The sequence below is a fragment of the Clostridium oceanicum genome, assembly GCF_039521385.1.
In the GTDB taxonomy this organism is placed as follows: Bacteria; Bacillota; Clostridia; order Clostridiales; family Clostridiaceae; genus Clostridium_F; species Clostridium_F oceanicum.
In genome coordinates this window covers 1-15,963 of the sequence record NZ_BAAACG010000010.1, presented here as the reverse complement: position 1 = coordinate 15,963, position 15,963 = coordinate 1, and the positions used below count along the sequence as shown (strand labels likewise).

Annotated in this window: 12 protein-coding genes; 2 read left to right on the top strand and 10 right to left on the bottom strand. The window is 25.6% G+C overall.

All coding sequences use genetic code 11. The annotated features are described in order from the left end of the window. Positions 1-83 precede the first annotated feature (83 nt). On the bottom strand, positions 84-413 hold the full coding sequence (locus ABDZ71_RS10690) for a HesB-like protein (protein ID WP_343761540.1): 330 nt from the start codon (positions 411-413) through the stop codon (positions 84-86). Between the two features lie 834 nt (positions 414-1,247). Between ABDZ71_RS10690 and ABDZ71_RS10685 the strand changes: the two genes are divergently transcribed. After that, the gene (locus tag ABDZ71_RS10685) at positions 1,248-2,234 is read left to right on the top strand and encodes a tyrosine recombinase XerC (RefSeq protein ID WP_343761538.1); all 987 of its coding nucleotides are present in this window, start codon (positions 1,248-1,250) and stop codon (positions 2,232-2,234) included. A gap of 155 nt (positions 2,235-2,389) precedes the next feature. On the opposite strand, the gene ABDZ71_RS10680 is transcribed toward ABDZ71_RS10685, so the two are convergent. Continuing rightward, the gene (locus ABDZ71_RS10680; protein ID WP_343761536.1) at positions 2,390-2,893 is read right to left on the bottom strand and encodes a hypothetical protein; all 504 of its coding nucleotides are present in this window, start codon (positions 2,891-2,893) and stop codon (positions 2,390-2,392) included. A 184-nt stretch (positions 2,894-3,077) separates the two neighbouring features. Here ABDZ71_RS10680 and lexA point away from each other — a divergent pair, with 184 nt between their 5' ends. After that, on the top strand, positions 3,078-3,680 hold the full coding sequence (gene lexA, locus ABDZ71_RS10675) for a transcriptional repressor LexA (RefSeq protein ID WP_343761535.1): 603 nt from the start codon (positions 3,078-3,080) through the stop codon (positions 3,678-3,680). Positions 3,681-3,806: 126 nt separating this feature from the next. Here lexA and cloSI read toward each other — a convergent pair whose 3' ends face one another. The 8 genes from cloSI to ABDZ71_RS10635 form a co-directional block, all read right to left on the bottom strand. Then, complete coding sequence (cloSI, locus tag ABDZ71_RS10670) at positions 3,807-5,387, bottom strand: clostripain (protein WP_343761533.1); 1,581 nt, start codon at positions 5,385-5,387, stop codon at positions 3,807-3,809. A 671-nt stretch (positions 5,388-6,058) separates the two neighbouring features. Beyond that, positions 6,059-7,342 (bottom strand): methionine gamma-lyase family protein, encoded by a 1,284-nt coding sequence (locus tag ABDZ71_RS10665; RefSeq protein WP_343761531.1) that lies wholly within the window; start codon positions 7,340-7,342, stop codon positions 6,059-6,061. A gap of 236 nt (positions 7,343-7,578) precedes the next feature. Continuing rightward, entirely contained in the window at positions 7,579-7,821 is a 243-nt protein-coding gene (gene hfq / locus ABDZ71_RS10660; protein ID WP_343761529.1) for an RNA chaperone Hfq, read from the bottom strand. A gap of 81 nt (positions 7,822-7,902) precedes the next feature. Next, the gene (miaA, locus tag ABDZ71_RS10655) at positions 7,903-8,865 is read right to left on the bottom strand and encodes a tRNA (adenosine(37)-N6)-dimethylallyltransferase MiaA (RefSeq protein WP_343761527.1); all 963 of its coding nucleotides are present in this window, start codon (positions 8,863-8,865) and stop codon (positions 7,903-7,905) included. Between the two features lie 17 nt (positions 8,866-8,882). Further along, positions 8,883-10,949, bottom strand: coding sequence for a DNA mismatch repair endonuclease MutL (gene mutL / locus ABDZ71_RS10650; RefSeq protein ID WP_343761525.1), 2,067 nt, complete (start codon positions 10,947-10,949; stop codon positions 8,883-8,885). A gap of 12 nt (positions 10,950-10,961) precedes the next feature. After that, positions 10,962-13,685, bottom strand: coding sequence for a DNA mismatch repair protein MutS (gene mutS, locus ABDZ71_RS10645; RefSeq protein ID WP_343761523.1), 2,724 nt, complete (start codon positions 13,683-13,685; stop codon positions 10,962-10,964). 62 nt (positions 13,686-13,747) lie between these two features. After that, positions 13,748-15,088 (bottom strand): tRNA (N6-isopentenyl adenosine(37)-C2)-methylthiotransferase MiaB, encoded by a 1,341-nt coding sequence (gene miaB, locus ABDZ71_RS10640; RefSeq protein ID WP_425544708.1) that lies wholly within the window; start codon positions 15,086-15,088, stop codon positions 13,748-13,750. Positions 15,089-15,258: 170 nt separating this feature from the next. Next, the gene (locus tag ABDZ71_RS10635; protein ID WP_343761521.1) at positions 15,259-15,468 is read right to left on the bottom strand and encodes a zinc ribbon domain-containing protein; all 210 of its coding nucleotides are present in this window, start codon (positions 15,466-15,468) and stop codon (positions 15,259-15,261) included. Positions 15,469-15,963: the final 495 nt, after the last annotated feature.

Sequence of the window (15,963 nt, the reverse complement as noted above, 5' to 3'; positions counted from 1 at the left end):
TTAACCTAAATTATATAAAATAAAAGAGTACCTAGATATTTAATATCAAATGTCTAGGTACTCTTTTCGATTCTATTTATAAACTAACTGCAACTAGAGCAGCTATCACAACCTGAACCTTCTGGTTGTATTTTAGGTTCTACTGAAAAACCATTTAATCCATTTTCTTCACTACATTTTAAAGTAAAACCGCCAAATTCTTCATAAAGGGATTTTTCAACTAAAAATACTAAATCCTTAATAGGAGACACTAAATCATTTTCTTTTTGTTCATCCAGAACGATATTAAATGAAGGACCTCCTCATCCACTTCCTTCTAAATAAACTCTTAAAATATTAGAATTTATATTATTAGAATCTAACATATTCTTAAATTCATTATAAGCTAAATCGCTCATTTTTATTGGTAGCATATTAAGTACCTCTTTCCTTTGTAAATTTATTATATAAACTATATTTATAATAGTATTATAAAATATAATTTTTTTCAATACATATTTAGTATATCTATAAATTTATTTTATAGTCATATTTTTTAGAATTAAATAAAAATTTAAAATGTTTTTTATGTTTAGAAAATAATAAGGATAGTTTTCAGTATTTAGATTTAATTTAGAATATTAAATCTATTTTTAATATTAAGTATACATAGTAGTTTACATAATATATATTGTGTAAACTACTATGTATATTATAAAATATTTTTTTATTAAAATTTAATTTTTACCTAAATTGTATATACCTTCTGTATTATATTTATAAAAAATATATTTTCACATTCGTAGAAAAGTAAGTTTTTGATAAAACTTTTTTTCATAAGAAACAAATAAATAGATGATAGATATTTTACATGTATATTGCATTTTTAAGAAAATGAATTAGTATTAATACTAAATTATATTATTTTTAATGAAGAATAATATGAAAATAGATTGAAATACAAATTCAAAAACTAATTGATAATATATTTCAATTGATATAAAAAGCTTGAATAGAATAGGTAAATATTTAAATCTTTAATACTACTAATATTATATACTTATAGTATTAGTAGTATTAAAGAAAAAGGATTTTGAAGTATTTTTCTTTTGAATTTTAACTTTAACAAGGTTGTATTAGTACTAATAATGAAATTTATAATAAAAAATATATAAATAAGCAGGAATTTACCCCTCTTTTATAGAATATTATATTCGTTAAATGTATATTTAGCGAAGTTGTAGCTATTTTTAGGAGGTTTTTTACAAATGAAGTACAATTTAAGTAAAATATATGATAATTCAACGCCTATGAGAATTAATGATTTTCTAAACTATTTAAGAACTATAAAAGGAAAATCCGAAAATACTATAGATGCTTATAAGTTAGATTTAATTATGTTTTTTAGGTTTTTGAAATTATACAAAGGGATGCTAAATGAGAATATTGAGTTTGAGGAAATAAAAATATCTGATATAACTGATGATATTATAAAAGAAGTAACACTATCTGATCTATATGCTTTTATATCTTTTGTTGAAAATTACAGACATAATGGCAGTTATGCTAGAGCTAGAAAAATAGCTACCCTAAAATCTTTTTTTAAGTTTTTATATGGAAAAGCTAAAATAATAAATGAAAACCCAGCATCAGAACTTGAAAGTCCTAAAATAAGTAAAAGAAATCCAGTTTATTTAACTTTAAATGAAAGCTTAAAATTGTTATCTTCTGTAGAAGGAAGATTTAAAGAAAGAGATTATTGCATATTAACTTTATTTTTAAATTGCGGTCTTAGACTTTCAGAGCTTTGTGGTATAAATATATCAAATATAAAAAATGACCTATTAACTGTTATTGGGAAAGGAAACAAAGAAAGAACTGTTTATTTAAATGATGCATGTATACAATCTATAGATTCATACTTAAATGTAAGAAAAGAAAATAAAGAAAAAATAGTAGATAAAGATGCACTTTTTTTAAGCAAAAACTATACTAGAATAAACAAAAGATCTGTAGAACTTATGGTGAAAAAATATGTAATAAAAGCAGGCCTTGATAAAGATAAATATTCACCTCACAAGTTAAGACATACAGCAGCTACTTTAATGTATAAGTATGGAGGCGTAGATATAAGAAGTCTTCAAATGATATTAGGCCATGAAAATGTATCTACAACCCAAATATACACTCATGTAGATAGCGAAAAATTAAGAGAAGCTATAAAATCAAATCCATTAAATCAAAGCAAGTTTTAAAAAAATAAAAAATAGATTTATTTTTAAAGTTTAAGAGAGCTTTTACAAATTGAAATCCTTATAATGATTGTTATTTTATAGTTGTTATGTATATTTGGTTACACATCAATAAAAGAGGGCAAAGTAAAAAGATAATAACTAACTAGTTGTATTAGTTAGTTATTATCTTTATCATTTAGTTTTATAAACCCTGGAAATTGTTCCTTCCCTACTCTCTTTAGTCTATCATCATCTTCTAAAACTTCTTCTAGTCCATCTATATCATCAATAAATTCTATAGTTATGTCTTCCCTATTTTCTATTGAAGTATCCTCTAATGCTTTATAATCATCATTATAATCTTCTAATAAAGATTTTAGTTTTTCTTTAGAATCTATGTTATCTTTATTGTTTTTATCTTTAACAAATTCATCTATTTCTTCCCAATTTTTATATTCTGATTGAATTTCTTCTACTGATTTTTCAAATTCATCTTTATTTATAAATTTTTTATCTTCATTAACGTCAGTTATTTTTATAGCTTTAGTATCATACCCTTCTTTTTCTAGGCATTTACCACAGTTATCACATTTTTTATTAGAGTCTAAATCACATACATCACATTCTCCACAGTTGTCACAGACTTTTTTTTCATTAAATATACAATATTTTATTTCCATTTAAAAACCTCTTTTCCATTTTGCATTTAATATTTTAAAGCAACTATAATTATAACAGATAAAGTCTAGTTATTCTATTAAATCATATATTTTCATATTTCTCTATAAGAAAAGAACATAAGTTTGATGAAATTTGAATTTTGTGGTATAATTTAAATTAATAAATATTAAGAGAGGTGTAATTATGGCCAGGACCAGTAATAAACCAGAAGAAATTTATAACTTCATAAAACTTCAAATAAAAGAAAAAGGCTATCCTCCTTCTGTGAGAGAAATTTGCAAAGCAGTAGGTTTAAGTTCCACCTCTACAGTACATAGCCATCTGAAAAAATTAGAAAAAAGAGGCTTGATAAAAAGAGATAAAACTAAAACTAGGGCTATTGAAATTTCAGAAAATATCACTAAAAAAGAAATTGTAAATATTCCTATTATAGGAACTATAACTGCAGGAGCTCCAATTTTAGCTATAGAAAATATTGAAGATATATTTCCACTCCCAATAGAATATGTAAAAAGTACTAATGAACTTTTCATGTTAAAAGTATCTGGAAAAAGTATGATTGATGTTGGAATAATGGATGAAGATTTAGCTATAATTGAAAAATCTAATACTTGTGAAAATGGTGATATAGTTGTAGCTCTTATAGAGAATGAAGCTACTTTAAAAAGATTTTTTAAAGAAAAAGATCATATACGACTTCAACCTGAAAATAAAACAATGAAACCTATAATAGTAGATACATGTAAAGTTCTAGGAAAATTAGTTGGATTATATAGAAAGTATTAGTTGTTATTATAGACAAAAACGGATGGTTTTAAACCATCCGTTAGTTTTTTATATTTATAATTTCATATTTTTATAGTTATAATCACTAATTTTATTATTCATAAATAAAGAATTTAAATCTTTAAATTACCATTGATAATGGTTAACTCCGCCTTTTGAATCGTTACTACTATCAAACCAAGAATCTAAAAGTTCAAACCAGTTACCAACTTTATTAACTCTAGAATCTTCACCATCTTTACACCATCTTAATTTTCCGTAAGGTTCTAATCCTTCTTTAACTGTATCTATTGAATTATACCAAGTGTGCAATTTACGATAAGAAATTGTTTTATATCCTGACCACCAATCACCATATTTATATTCTCCATCTCCATCTGGCAAGAATATACTTAATCCGTTTTTACCTTCTTTAAATGATTGGTATGAATTTTCAAAAGAATAAACTACCATTTGGTCTATTTTATTCATACAATTTGAAGCTAAAGTTCTAGTTTCCTCACTAAAATTACTACTTTGATTTATTTTTTCACATAAATCATATATATCAAAGTATGGATAAGAAGCCCAATAATCTGCTTGACTTTCATCAAAATAATGCATTACTTTAACACTCTTTGTTTTACTTCCCCTTAAGTCTTCTATTTGTGCTTTTTTATTTTCTTTACTCAAGTTAATAGCTAATTTATCTATAGATTCTTTTACTGAGTTAATCTTAGTTGAATCATAAAAGCTTAATTGTTGGTCATAACCATATCTATCACCTTTTGTACAATCTCTCTGTTCTTCTACAAAGATTGCTCCAAGCTCTTCGTTAGTAATAGTTGAAGGATCAAAACTTTTCTCTTTTCCGCCTAATGTTAAATCACTTTCATTGGTAACTTCTCCACCCTTTTTTATTCTATTGAAAATAGTATCATATTGAAAACCATCACCCCAAACTGATGGAGCAGAACCTATTATACTATCAGCTGAAAATCCACCATTACCTGGTTTATATTGATATGCTACTTCTGCAGTACCCATAAAGCATGCATCAAAAGCAAGAACATCAACAGATTGAGAAGAATTTAAATGATCTGAAATTTCTGGCATATAAAGACAATCTTCATCATTGCTATAATCCCAACAAATTGCCTTTTTTAATTTAGGATTTTGTTTTAATTTTTCTTTTGCTCCTCCACCATGATTAGACATTACAAGAACATATTTATCAGCTTTATAATTAGCTTTACAATAGTTAATGAACTTTTTAAGAACATCAGGATTCCCCATATTGGCTTCGTAGTTGCTATTCTTAGTTATTTCAGGAAATTCATTTCCTCCATCTAATCTTTCTGTTTTATTATGCTCTATCTTATATAGTCTTGTATCTGTAAAATTTTCTCCTAAAGTTGTTTTTTGATTAGTATATCCTGGTGTTCTATCTACAAGTGTTATTAAATTCAAATTAGGATTATTATGGTACCCTTTTTTCATTTCATCAATATCTGATAATAAATGAGGCTCTAAGTTGTTGTCAGCATCACAATAATACATAATTGTTACTTTTTGACCACTGTCTTTAGCTTTTTGTACTTCTTCTTGAACAGTTGAATTGTTTGGATTTGAGTTATCCGTTGTTTTAGCATAAACAGGCTTTGCTCCAAGTAAAGAAAATGTGAATAAAGCAGATGCTAGGATAACTGATAATTTGTTTTTTAACATTAAACATACCTCCAACTTGATATTAAAATTTAATTATGCAAAATATTATAAGTATGTAAAATAATATTTGAAAACGTTTAATGAAATTGATAAACACACTCAATATGTATGATATGTATATATGTACAATATGTTTACAAATGATTAATAATTTATGAATTATGTAATTATTAATGGCAAACTTTATAATTTATCATCAATATAAATAATCTATTAAATAGATTGAAAATCTAAAATTTTTCTGTAAATAGAAATTATTAAACGTTTACTTAAACTTTATTCTTGTTACTAATCTATTATTAACATATTATAAATATTACTTAGATTTTTGAATATGTTGATTTTAAAAGATTATATTTTCAGTTGTATTTCTTCCATTTAACTTTTAATCTATAATAATATATATAAAGAATATTCTTTATTTTTAAATACAATAAAAAACAAGTCATTATTTAATACAGATATAAACTTAAATAGTAAAGATACTATAATAACATTAAGTACTTGTGCCTATGACTTTGATGATGCAAGGCTTGTAATTCATGCAAAATTAGTTAAATAGTTATTATAAAGATATAATTAAAATAATATTTAATAATAAGAGGGATATAAAGCTCACAATTATAAGCTTTATATCCCTCTTATTATATTTGTAAAAATCAAATTTTAATTTACTCTGCTAATATTTTAGAAAGAGAAATTAATATACCTATCTTAGCATGGTCAAAAGTAAGTCCACCTTGAAGGTATCCTATGTATGGTTCTCTTATTGGTGCATCTGCAGACAATTCTATGGAAGATCCTTGTATAAAGGCTCCTGCTGCCATAATAACTTGATCATCATATCCTGGCATATCCCATGGCTCACAAGTTACAAATGAATCTATTGGAGAGCCTGCTTGTATTCCTTGGCAGAATTTTATTAATTTATCTTTATCATTAAACTTTATAGCTTGAATTATATCGCTTCTTTCATCATCATATTTAGGCAATACTTCAAAACCTGCAAGTTCCATTATTCTAGAACAAAATACTGCACCTTTTAATGCTTCAATTGCTATATGTGGAGCTAAAAATAATCCTTGATACATAGATCTCATAACACCAAATGTAGATCCACACTCTCCACCTATTCCAGGAACAGTAAGTCTGTAAGATGCTTGTTCAACATAATCTTTTTTACCTACTACATATCCACCGGTTGGAGATATTCCTCCACCTATATTTTTAATTAAAGAACCAGCAAGTAAATCCGCTCCTACATCTGTAGGTTCTATAGTATCTATAAATTCACCATAACAGTTATCTATGAAACAAATAATTGATGGGTCTACTCCTTTTATAACTTCAACTAATTTTTTTATAGAAGATATTTTAAGTGCTTTTCTGTAACCATAACCTGTAGATCTTTGAACATGAACTAATTTTATAGTCTTGTCTTCCTTTAAAGTAGTTTCTATCTTTTCAAAATCTAATACACCATCTTCTTTAAAATCTAATTGTTTATATTTTATTCCAAACTCTTTTAAAGATCCTTTTCCATTTCCAGCTATTCCTATCACACCATGTAGAGTATCATAGGGAGATCCACACACTGAAAGCATAGTATCCCCAGGTCTTAAGTTTCCATAAAGACAAGATGCTATTGCGTGAGTTCCATTTACAAAATGAGGTCTAACTAAAGCACTTTCAGCATGAAATATTCTAGCATAAACTCGTTCTAAAGAATCACGGCCTATATCATCATATCCATATCCACTTGAATTAGTAAAATGTGAATCACTTATTCTTTCCTCTTGAAATGCATCTAATACTTTTATTTGATTATATTCTCTTATAGCATCATATTTATCAAATTGACCTTTAACATCTTCCATGGCCTTATTATAAAGTTTAATTGTTTTATCATTTATTCCATATATTTTTTTCAAACTTTCTTCTGTTATTTTTAGCATTTTATATTGTGCTCCTCCTTAAGTTTATGTATATAAGCTATCAGTTAATTTATTATTAACTATAAGTTTTTTATAGAAAATTTATATTAATATAACATGTTTTAAAATTATAGAATTAGTTCAACTAATTATCATTAAATTAAAGAAATTCAACTTAAATTATTATTTGTTATCTATTAATTGCTATTTATGTTTTATATTAACGCATAAAAAAGAATAGGTATAAACCTATCCTTTTATCTGTCTGAATCAGGATTTGCTGTAAATAATAAAGGTTTAGATGGAGTTATAGTAGATATTGCATGTTTATATATCATCATTTGTTTTCCATCACAATCTAGTATCACTGTAAAGTTGTCAAAGCCTTTTACGAATCCTTTTAATTGAAATCCGTTAGTTAAATATATAATAACTGAAGTTCTATTCTTTCTTGCTCCATTGAGAAATATATCTTGTAAATTATTAACTACTTTACTCATTATTTTACCTCCTCTATTACATTTTACAAAGTAGAATAAAAATAAAATTACTTCATTATACTATTATTCTATATGTGATTATTAAAACCCTTTATTTTTATCTATATCTCTTTTGTTTTTTATAGTATTTATAATGTATTCTACTATATCATCTTCATTTTTGTATTCATCTTTATTTATCCAAATAGCTCTTTTGTCTTTTCTAAACCAAGTCAATTGACGTTTAGCATAATTTCTACTTCCTTTTTTTATAAGATATATAGCTTCCTCTAAAGAAATTTTACCATTTAAATAATATAGTATTTCTTTATATCCAATACCTTTCATAGATTGCATTTCTTCTGTATATCCCATGTCTTTTAGTTTCTTAACTTCTTCTATAAGTCCATTATTTATCATTATATCCACTCTTTTGTTTATTCTTTCATACAAAACTTCTCTATCCATATTTAAAACAAAATAGTATATATTATAAGGGATATCATAAAGTATTTTTTCATTTTCTTTTTTATATTCACTTATAGTTTTCCCTGTGATTTTATAAACTTCTAAAGCTCTAACCACTCTTTTTAAATCATTTGGATACAACTTCTCATAAGACTCTGAATCAATTTCTTTTAAAAGACCATGAACATATTCTTTACCCTTTTGTGAAGCTAAATCACAAAGATATTGTCTATATTCTTCATCTTTATCTGCATCTGTAAATTCATAATTATATATCAAAGAATTTATATAAAGCCCAGTTCCTCCTACTATCATAGGAAGCTTCTCTCTATAGGCTATATCATCTATTACTTTTTCTGATAACTCTTTGAATTTGGCTACGTTAAAACTTTCTTCAGGATTTACTACATCAATAAGATGATGAGGTATTCCTTGCATTTCGTCTTTTGTTATTTTAGCAGAACCTATGTCCATATATTTATATATCTGCATAGAATCTGATGATATGATTTCTCCATTTAATTTTTTAGCAAGTTTTATGGATATATCTGTTTTTCCTACAGCTGTAGGGCCTGATATTATAAGTAATTCTTTCAAGTCTTCTTCCTCCCTCATTACTGTATTCTTTTAAACTTTTTTTCTAGCTCATTTAAAGTAATTTTAATTAAAGTTGGTCTACCATGAGGACATGTAAAAGGGTTATCACTATTTGTCATATCTCTAATTAGTCTTTTGATTTCTTCAATAGATAAACTATCATGAGCCTTAACTGCAGATTTGCAAGCAAGTGTTGCTATAGACATATATTTAACTTCAGTTTTCTTTCCAGAGCCCATAGATTTCAAGTTATCTAATATTTCTAAAAATAGTTTTTCTACACTAGGTTTTCCAAGTATCATAGGAACTTGCCTTATACTTATAGTATTTTCTCCAAAACCTTCTATTAAAAACCCTGTATCTTTAAATATATTCTCGTTTTTTAAATATATGTCATAGTCTTCTTCAGAAAGTTCTAATACATCTGGAGTTAATAAAAGTTGAGATACTATGGCTGCCTCATTTATTTCTTTCATAAATTTTTCAAATAATACTTTTTCATGAGCTGCATGTTGATCTATTATATATAAATCATCATCTTTTTCTATTAATATATAAGTATTTTTAAATTGTCCAATTATTTTTATAGAGCTATCTTCTAATTGTCTTTCAACTTCATTTTCTTTATTTGTATTATCTAAAGTAGTATATTGGGTAATTTCTTCACCAGCATTTTTATAATCTAAATTTTTTTCCGGAGTATTATAATTAATAGTATTATTTAAATCATTCTTTGAATTATTTTCATTTTTAGAATTATAATGATTTTTATCTTCTTTTGCAGTACAATGATAGTCTTTGTATGCATTTCCTTTATTATGCATTAAATTTACAAATTCTTCTTTAAGTTCATATTGATTCTTTTCATCATTTTTATCAGAAGTAAAATTGTTTAAGTCCACAGGAAATTTTACTTTATAAGTATTATCATCTTTATAAATTTGATTAGAACTATCTACATTTTTATTTAATGAATTTAAATTATTTTCTCTTTGGCTCATATTAATTTGCTCTAAAGAATTTTCTTTTTCTTTTTTTAAAGTATTTAAATCTAAAATTTCTTCTTTTTTAAATAACTCATCAAAGTTATCTTTTAAGCTATTTTTCAAAGCTTCATGTACAGTATCAAATACTAATTTAAAAATAAATCTTTCATTTCTAAATTTTATTTCTGATTTAGTTGGGTGAACATTTATATCTATATACTCTGGAAATATATCAATAAACAATATGAAAAAAGGGTAGTTATTAACTGTTAAAAAAGATTTAAAGGCACTTTCAACTGCTGCACCTATAATCTTACTTTTTACATATCTTTTATTTATAAAAACACTTTGTTTACTTCTACTTTTTTTACTTATATCTGAATTACCTACATATCCATATATAGATGCTATATCTGTATGATCTTCAAAGTTTATTATGTTTTCGTAAACTGTTTTTCCATATACACATCTTATAGTATCTTTTAATTTACTTGTTCCATAGCTTCTTATAGTTTGCTTTCCATTGTTTATAAAGGTAAATGCTATATCACTGTGAGATAAAACTAGTCTGTTTACAATATCTTTTATATATGTAGAATCACTTTTAAAAGATTTTAAAAACTTAAGTCTAGCAGGTACATTAAAAAATAAATCTTTAACCTCTATGGTAGTACCTACATTACATCCAGCTTCTTTTGAATACTCTAATGTTCCACCATTTATAGAAATTTCTTTTCCAAAATCTTTTTCTTCTACTCTTGTTGTAAGTTTAACTTTTGCTACAGAAGAAATACTAGCTAGAGCTTCTCCTCTAAAACCCATTGTGCTTATTTTATATACATCATCAATTCCTTTTATCTTACTAGTAGCATGGGGCATAAAAGCTTTTTCTACATCATCTGGATGTATACCTTGACCATCATCAATTATCTTTATACTTTTTTGGCCTCCATCAATTATTTCTATACTTATATTTTTAGCACCTGCATCTATACTATTTTCTACAAGTTCTTTTACTACAGAAAAAGGTTTTTCTATAACTTCTCCAGCAGCTATCTTATTACTAGTTTCTACATTTAAAATATTTATTCTTGACATATAATCACCATTTTATAATTTTTTAGCTTTACTTATTATATCGTATAATTTATTAAATCCTTCCATAGGAGTTAAATTTAATACATCTATACTTTTAATATAAGTTAAAAGCTGATCTTTTTCAATATCATTAAACCCTAATTGTTTTGGTGTATCTTTTTTTGTATTAGCTGATTTTTTATCTATTTTATTTTCTTCTTCATCAAAAGATACACTTACTTCTTTTGATGCAATCTCTTCTTCTAATTGTGATTTTAAAGATTTAGTTTTTTCTTTCTCTTCTTTTTTATACTCTTTATCTATACACTGATTTATTTTATTTTCTTCTTTTTCTTTACTTTCGATATTACATAGTATTTCTTTAGCTCTATCTATAACTTCTTTTGGAATACCTGCTAATTTAGCAACTTCAATTCCATAGGATTGATCTGCACCGCCTTGTATAATCTTACGAAGAAATATAATTTCATTTTTTAGCTCTTTAACTGAAACTGAATAATTTTTTACTCCTTTAATCATGCCTTCTAATTTGGTAAGCTCATGATAGTGAGTTGCAAATAAAGTCTTGCATCTTAGCTTATTATTTTTACACATATATTCTATAACAGACCAAGCAATGCTAAGACCGTCATAAGTACTAGTTCCACGTCCAACTTCATCTAAAAGCACTAAACTATTAGGAGTAGCATTTTTAAGAATATTAGATACTTCCCACATTTCTACCATAAAAGTAGATTTACCTGCAGCTAAATCATCTGAAGCTCCTATTCTTGTAAATATCTTATCACATATAGAAATGTCTGCACTTTTACATGGAACAAAACTTCCTATTTGAGTCATTAAAACTATTAAAGCAACTTGCCTCATATAAGTAGATTTACCTGCCATATTAGGACCTGTTATTAATAAAAGCTGCTCATCATTTGTATCTATTTTAGTATTATTAGATACAAATTCTCCTTTAGGGATAACTTTTTCAACTACTGGATGTCTACCTTCTTCTATGTGTATTTCATTATTCATATTTATAGTAGGTCTTTTATAGTTATTCTCTAAAGCTATTGTAGTTAATGAACTTAAGCAATCTATATCAGCTATTATTTTAGAAGTTTTTTGCATTCTTCCAATATTTTTTTCTATAGTATCTCTTATTTCTATAAATAGTTTGTATTCAAGATCTATAAGTTTCTCTTCTGATCCTAATATCTTGTCTTCCATTTCTTTAAGTTCTGGAGTTATATATCTTTCTGAATTAGCAAGAGTTTGCTTTCTTATATATCTTCCTTCTGGTATAAATTTTAAGTTTGATTTAGTTACTTCTATAAAATATCCAAAAACCCTATTGTATTTTACTTTTAAAGATTTTATTCCTGTAACCTGTTTTTCTTGGTTTTCTAAAGAGGCAATCCACTTTTTACCGTTAGTTTTAGCAAATCTTAAAGAATCTACGTCTTCACTATATCCATCCTTTATTATATTTCCTTCTTTTACAGATAAGGCTGGACTATCCATTAAAGATTTATCTAAAAGGGAATGTATATCTTCTAAAGTATCTAGGTTTTCATACATAGATGATAATAAATTACTACTTAAATTAGAAAGTAACTCTTTTATTCTAGGAACTTTACTTATAGAATTTTTTAAAGAAATAAGTTCTTTAGCATTTACACTTTTAGAAGCAACTTTACCTACTATTCGTTCTATGTCATATATTTCTTTTAAGCATTCTTTTAAATCTTCGTGGAAGGACATATTGTTTAATATTTCTTCTACAGCAGAAAGTCTATTTTCTATAGCTAATTTATTTATTAAAGGTTGTTCTATCCATCTTCTAAGTTGTCTTGCTCCCATTGCAGTATTAGTTTTATCAAGTACCCATAAAAGAGAACCTTTTTTAGTTTTTTCTCTTAAATTCTCTGTAAGCTCTAAGTTTCTTCTTGAATTCACATCTATAGTTAAATAATCAACTATATTATAATGGTTAATTTTATTTATATTTGATAACAAATTTTTTTGAGTATGCAATATGTATGATAAAAGACCATTACCAGATTTTAAAATTGAATTATTAAAATCCTCCTTATTAAAATCTTTAAATTGATCTTCTATTATATTTTTAGTGTAATCTTCTTCTTTTAAAGTAGTTATAACTATACCTGGAAATCTATCTTTTATTATATTTATAAAGTTTTTTCCAAAATTATGTTGAAGAAGTATTTCTTTAGGAGAAAATTTTGATATTTCATCTAATATTATAGATTCATCAAAAAAAGTGCTTGTACAATTAAATTCTCCCGTTGAAATATCTGCAAACCATAGTCCACAGCTGCTATTACTTTTTTCTAAATACATACTCATAATATAACTGTTTTTATTTTCTTCTAGAAATGAAGAATCTGTATATGTTCCAGGAGTTAATATTTTTCTTATACCTCTTTTTACTATTCCCTTAGCTAAAGAAGGATCTTCTAGTTGTTCACAAATAGCTACTTTATATCCTCTACTAACTAATTTACTAATATAAGAATTGGCTGAATGATAAGGAATTCCACACATAGGAGCTCTTTCTTCTAAACCGCAATCTCTTCCTGTAAGAACTAATTCCAACTCTTTAGATGCTATTTTTGCATCATCAAAAAACATTTCATAAAAGTCACCTAATCTAAAAAACAATATACAATCACTGGAACTTTCTTTTACTTCTAAATATTGTCTCATCATTGGAGTTAACCCCATTATAGTTCCTCCTTATTTTAACATTTATATTCTAAAAGAAGCTCTACATAGAGCTTCTTTTACTATTTAACTTCTTTACCTAATAGTGAAAATGACTTAGCTTCTGTTATTTTAACATTAACAAGTTCTCCTATAGTACTTTTATCTCCTGTAAAGTTAACAAGTTTTCCTGTTCTTGTTCTACCCATTAATCTTGAAGAATCGTTTTTGCTAGGTCCTTCTACTAAAACTTCTACAGTTTTACCATCATAAGCTTTATTTTTCTTTTGAGAAATCTCATTAACTACTTTTTTTAATCTATCAAATCTTTCATGTTTTACTTTTTCGTCTACTTGATTTTCATAGCTATATGCTGGAGTTCCTGATCTTTTAGAATATAAGAATGTAAAGGCAGAATCATATTCAACTTCTTTCATCAAACTTAAAGTATCTTCAAAATCTTCTTCTGTTTCTCCTGGAAATCCTACTATAATATCAGTAGTAAGTGCTACATTTGGTATAGCTTTTTTTATTTTAGAAACTAAGTTTGAATATTGCTCTCTTGTATAAACTCTGTTCATTTTCTTAAGAATATTTGTAGAACCTGATTGAACTGGAAGATGTACCTGTTCACAAAGCTTGTCACAATCTCTAACTGCTTCTATAACATCATCTGTTAAATCCTTAGGATGAGAAGTCATAAACCTTATTCTTTCAAGTCCTTCTATAGTGTTTAGTTTTCTTAAAAGATTTGCGAAAGAGAGTTTAGGTTCTAAATCTTTACCATAAGAATTTACATTTTGACCAAGTAGTGTTATCTCTTTATATCCTTCACTTACTAAGTCTTTTATTTCTTTTTCTATGTCGCTATAATGTCTACTTCTTTCTCTTCCTCTTACATAAGGAACTATACAATATGTACAAAAATTATTACATCCATACATTATAGTAACAAAAGCTTTAACGCTACCTTTTCTATCTATAGGAATATTTTCTACAATACCTTCTTCTTTAGGTTGTATACTTATTATAGATGCTTTATCATCTTTTACCTGATGTAAATATTCTATAAATTTATGTGAATTATGAGTTCCTATTATAATATCTACAAAAGGAAATCTCTTTTTAATTTCCTCTGCCATTCCTTCTTGTTGCATCATACAACCAGTAACTGCAATAACTAAGTTAGGATTTATATTTTTAAGTTTCTTTAATCTTCCAAGGTTTCCATAAACCTTTAATTCTGCATTTTCACGTACACAACAAGTATTAAATATTATTACATCAGCTTCACTTGTTTCTGTAGTTTCTATATATCCATCTTCTTTTAACATACCAGATAATTTTTCTGAATCTTCTTCATTCATTTGGCAGCCCCAAGTTTCAATTAAGAAGCGTCCTTTATTTTCTTTTATATCATTCATTTCATTTCCTCCAAAACTTGATTTTACCTATGTATTATAGCATAAAAAGTGCCATAAATAAAAGTGTTATAAGCTTTATTGAAAATAATTCTTAATAATATATTCTCAAATTATACAAAACAAAAACACCTACAATTTCATTTGTAAGTGTTTTAAATTTATTATTTAGTTTATGATGTTAAGAAATCTAATATATTCATTCCTGTTGTAGTTTGACCTTTATATAATTCCGTATAACCACATCTTGCACAACTTATTGTAATAAATTTTTTATTTTGAACATCAAACATTTTGGCTAAAGTTCCTCCAGTTGCTTGAAATTGATCATCTTCATATTCAGTGCAACCACATTTTGGGCAAATATATTGTTTTTTCTCCATTTTAGCTTCCTCCTATATAATAAAGTGTTTATCTTACGTAGGTATATTTAAATAAATAATTAGTTGGTATTGTAGATTACTTTTGCTTTAAAAGATACTAATAGTAAAATTACTATATCTTACAAAGAATTTATATAATTTTTATTTATTATTATTTATATACCTCATTTATATATTATTATATAGAAATTATAAAATAGTTCTATACATTTTATAATTTATTAAGTAAATTTTAAGATTGATTAGTAAATTTTGGTATTATTTAAAAATCAAATAAAATATATCTTTACATTTAACAAAAAAATTAATAATAAAGTGGCTGCCTAAAACTTTTGTTTTGAGGCAGCCACTTTTAAGATATATTTTACAATTAAAATAATTTTTATTTAGTTAAGTTTTTTAGTAAGTCAGAAGATACAACACCTTCTCCACCAAATACAATTAAATTATTATATTTATGTGCATCTATTAATTGGTTTTGTTTTTCAGTGTTCA

Coding starts and splice junctions, on each gene's coding strand:
- mutS (WP_343761523.1), bottom strand. CDS start 13,685: ATGGGGTTAACTCCAATGATGAGACAATATTTAGAAGTAAAAGAAAGT.
- miaB (WP_425544708.1), bottom strand. CDS start 15,088: ATGAATGATATAAAAGAAAATAAAGGACGCTTCTTAATTGAAACTTGG.
- mutL (WP_343761525.1), bottom strand. CDS start 10,949: ATGTCAAGAATAAATATTTTAAATGTAGAAACTAGTAATAAGATAGCT.
- ABDZ71_RS10680 (WP_343761536.1), bottom strand. CDS start 2,893: ATGGAAATAAAATATTGTATATTTAATGAAAAAAAAGTCTGTGACAAC.
- ABDZ71_RS10635 (WP_343761521.1), bottom strand. CDS start 15,468: ATGGAGAAAAAACAATATATTTGCCCAAAATGTGGTTGCACTGAATAT.
- ABDZ71_RS10665 (WP_343761531.1), bottom strand. CDS start 7,342: ATGCTAAAAATAACAGAAGAAAGTTTGAAAAAAATATATGGAATAAAT.
- lexA (WP_343761535.1), top strand. CDS start 3,078: ATGGCCAGGACCAGTAATAAACCAGAAGAAATTTATAACTTCATAAAA.
- ABDZ71_RS10685 (WP_343761538.1), top strand. CDS start 1,248: ATGAAGTACAATTTAAGTAAAATATATGATAATTCAACGCCTATGAGA.
- hfq (WP_343761529.1), bottom strand. CDS start 7,821: ATGAGTAAAGTAGTTAATAATTTACAAGATATATTTCTCAATGGAGCA.
- cloSI (WP_343761533.1), bottom strand. CDS start 5,387: ATGTTAAAAAACAAATTATCAGTTATCCTAGCATCTGCTTTATTCACA.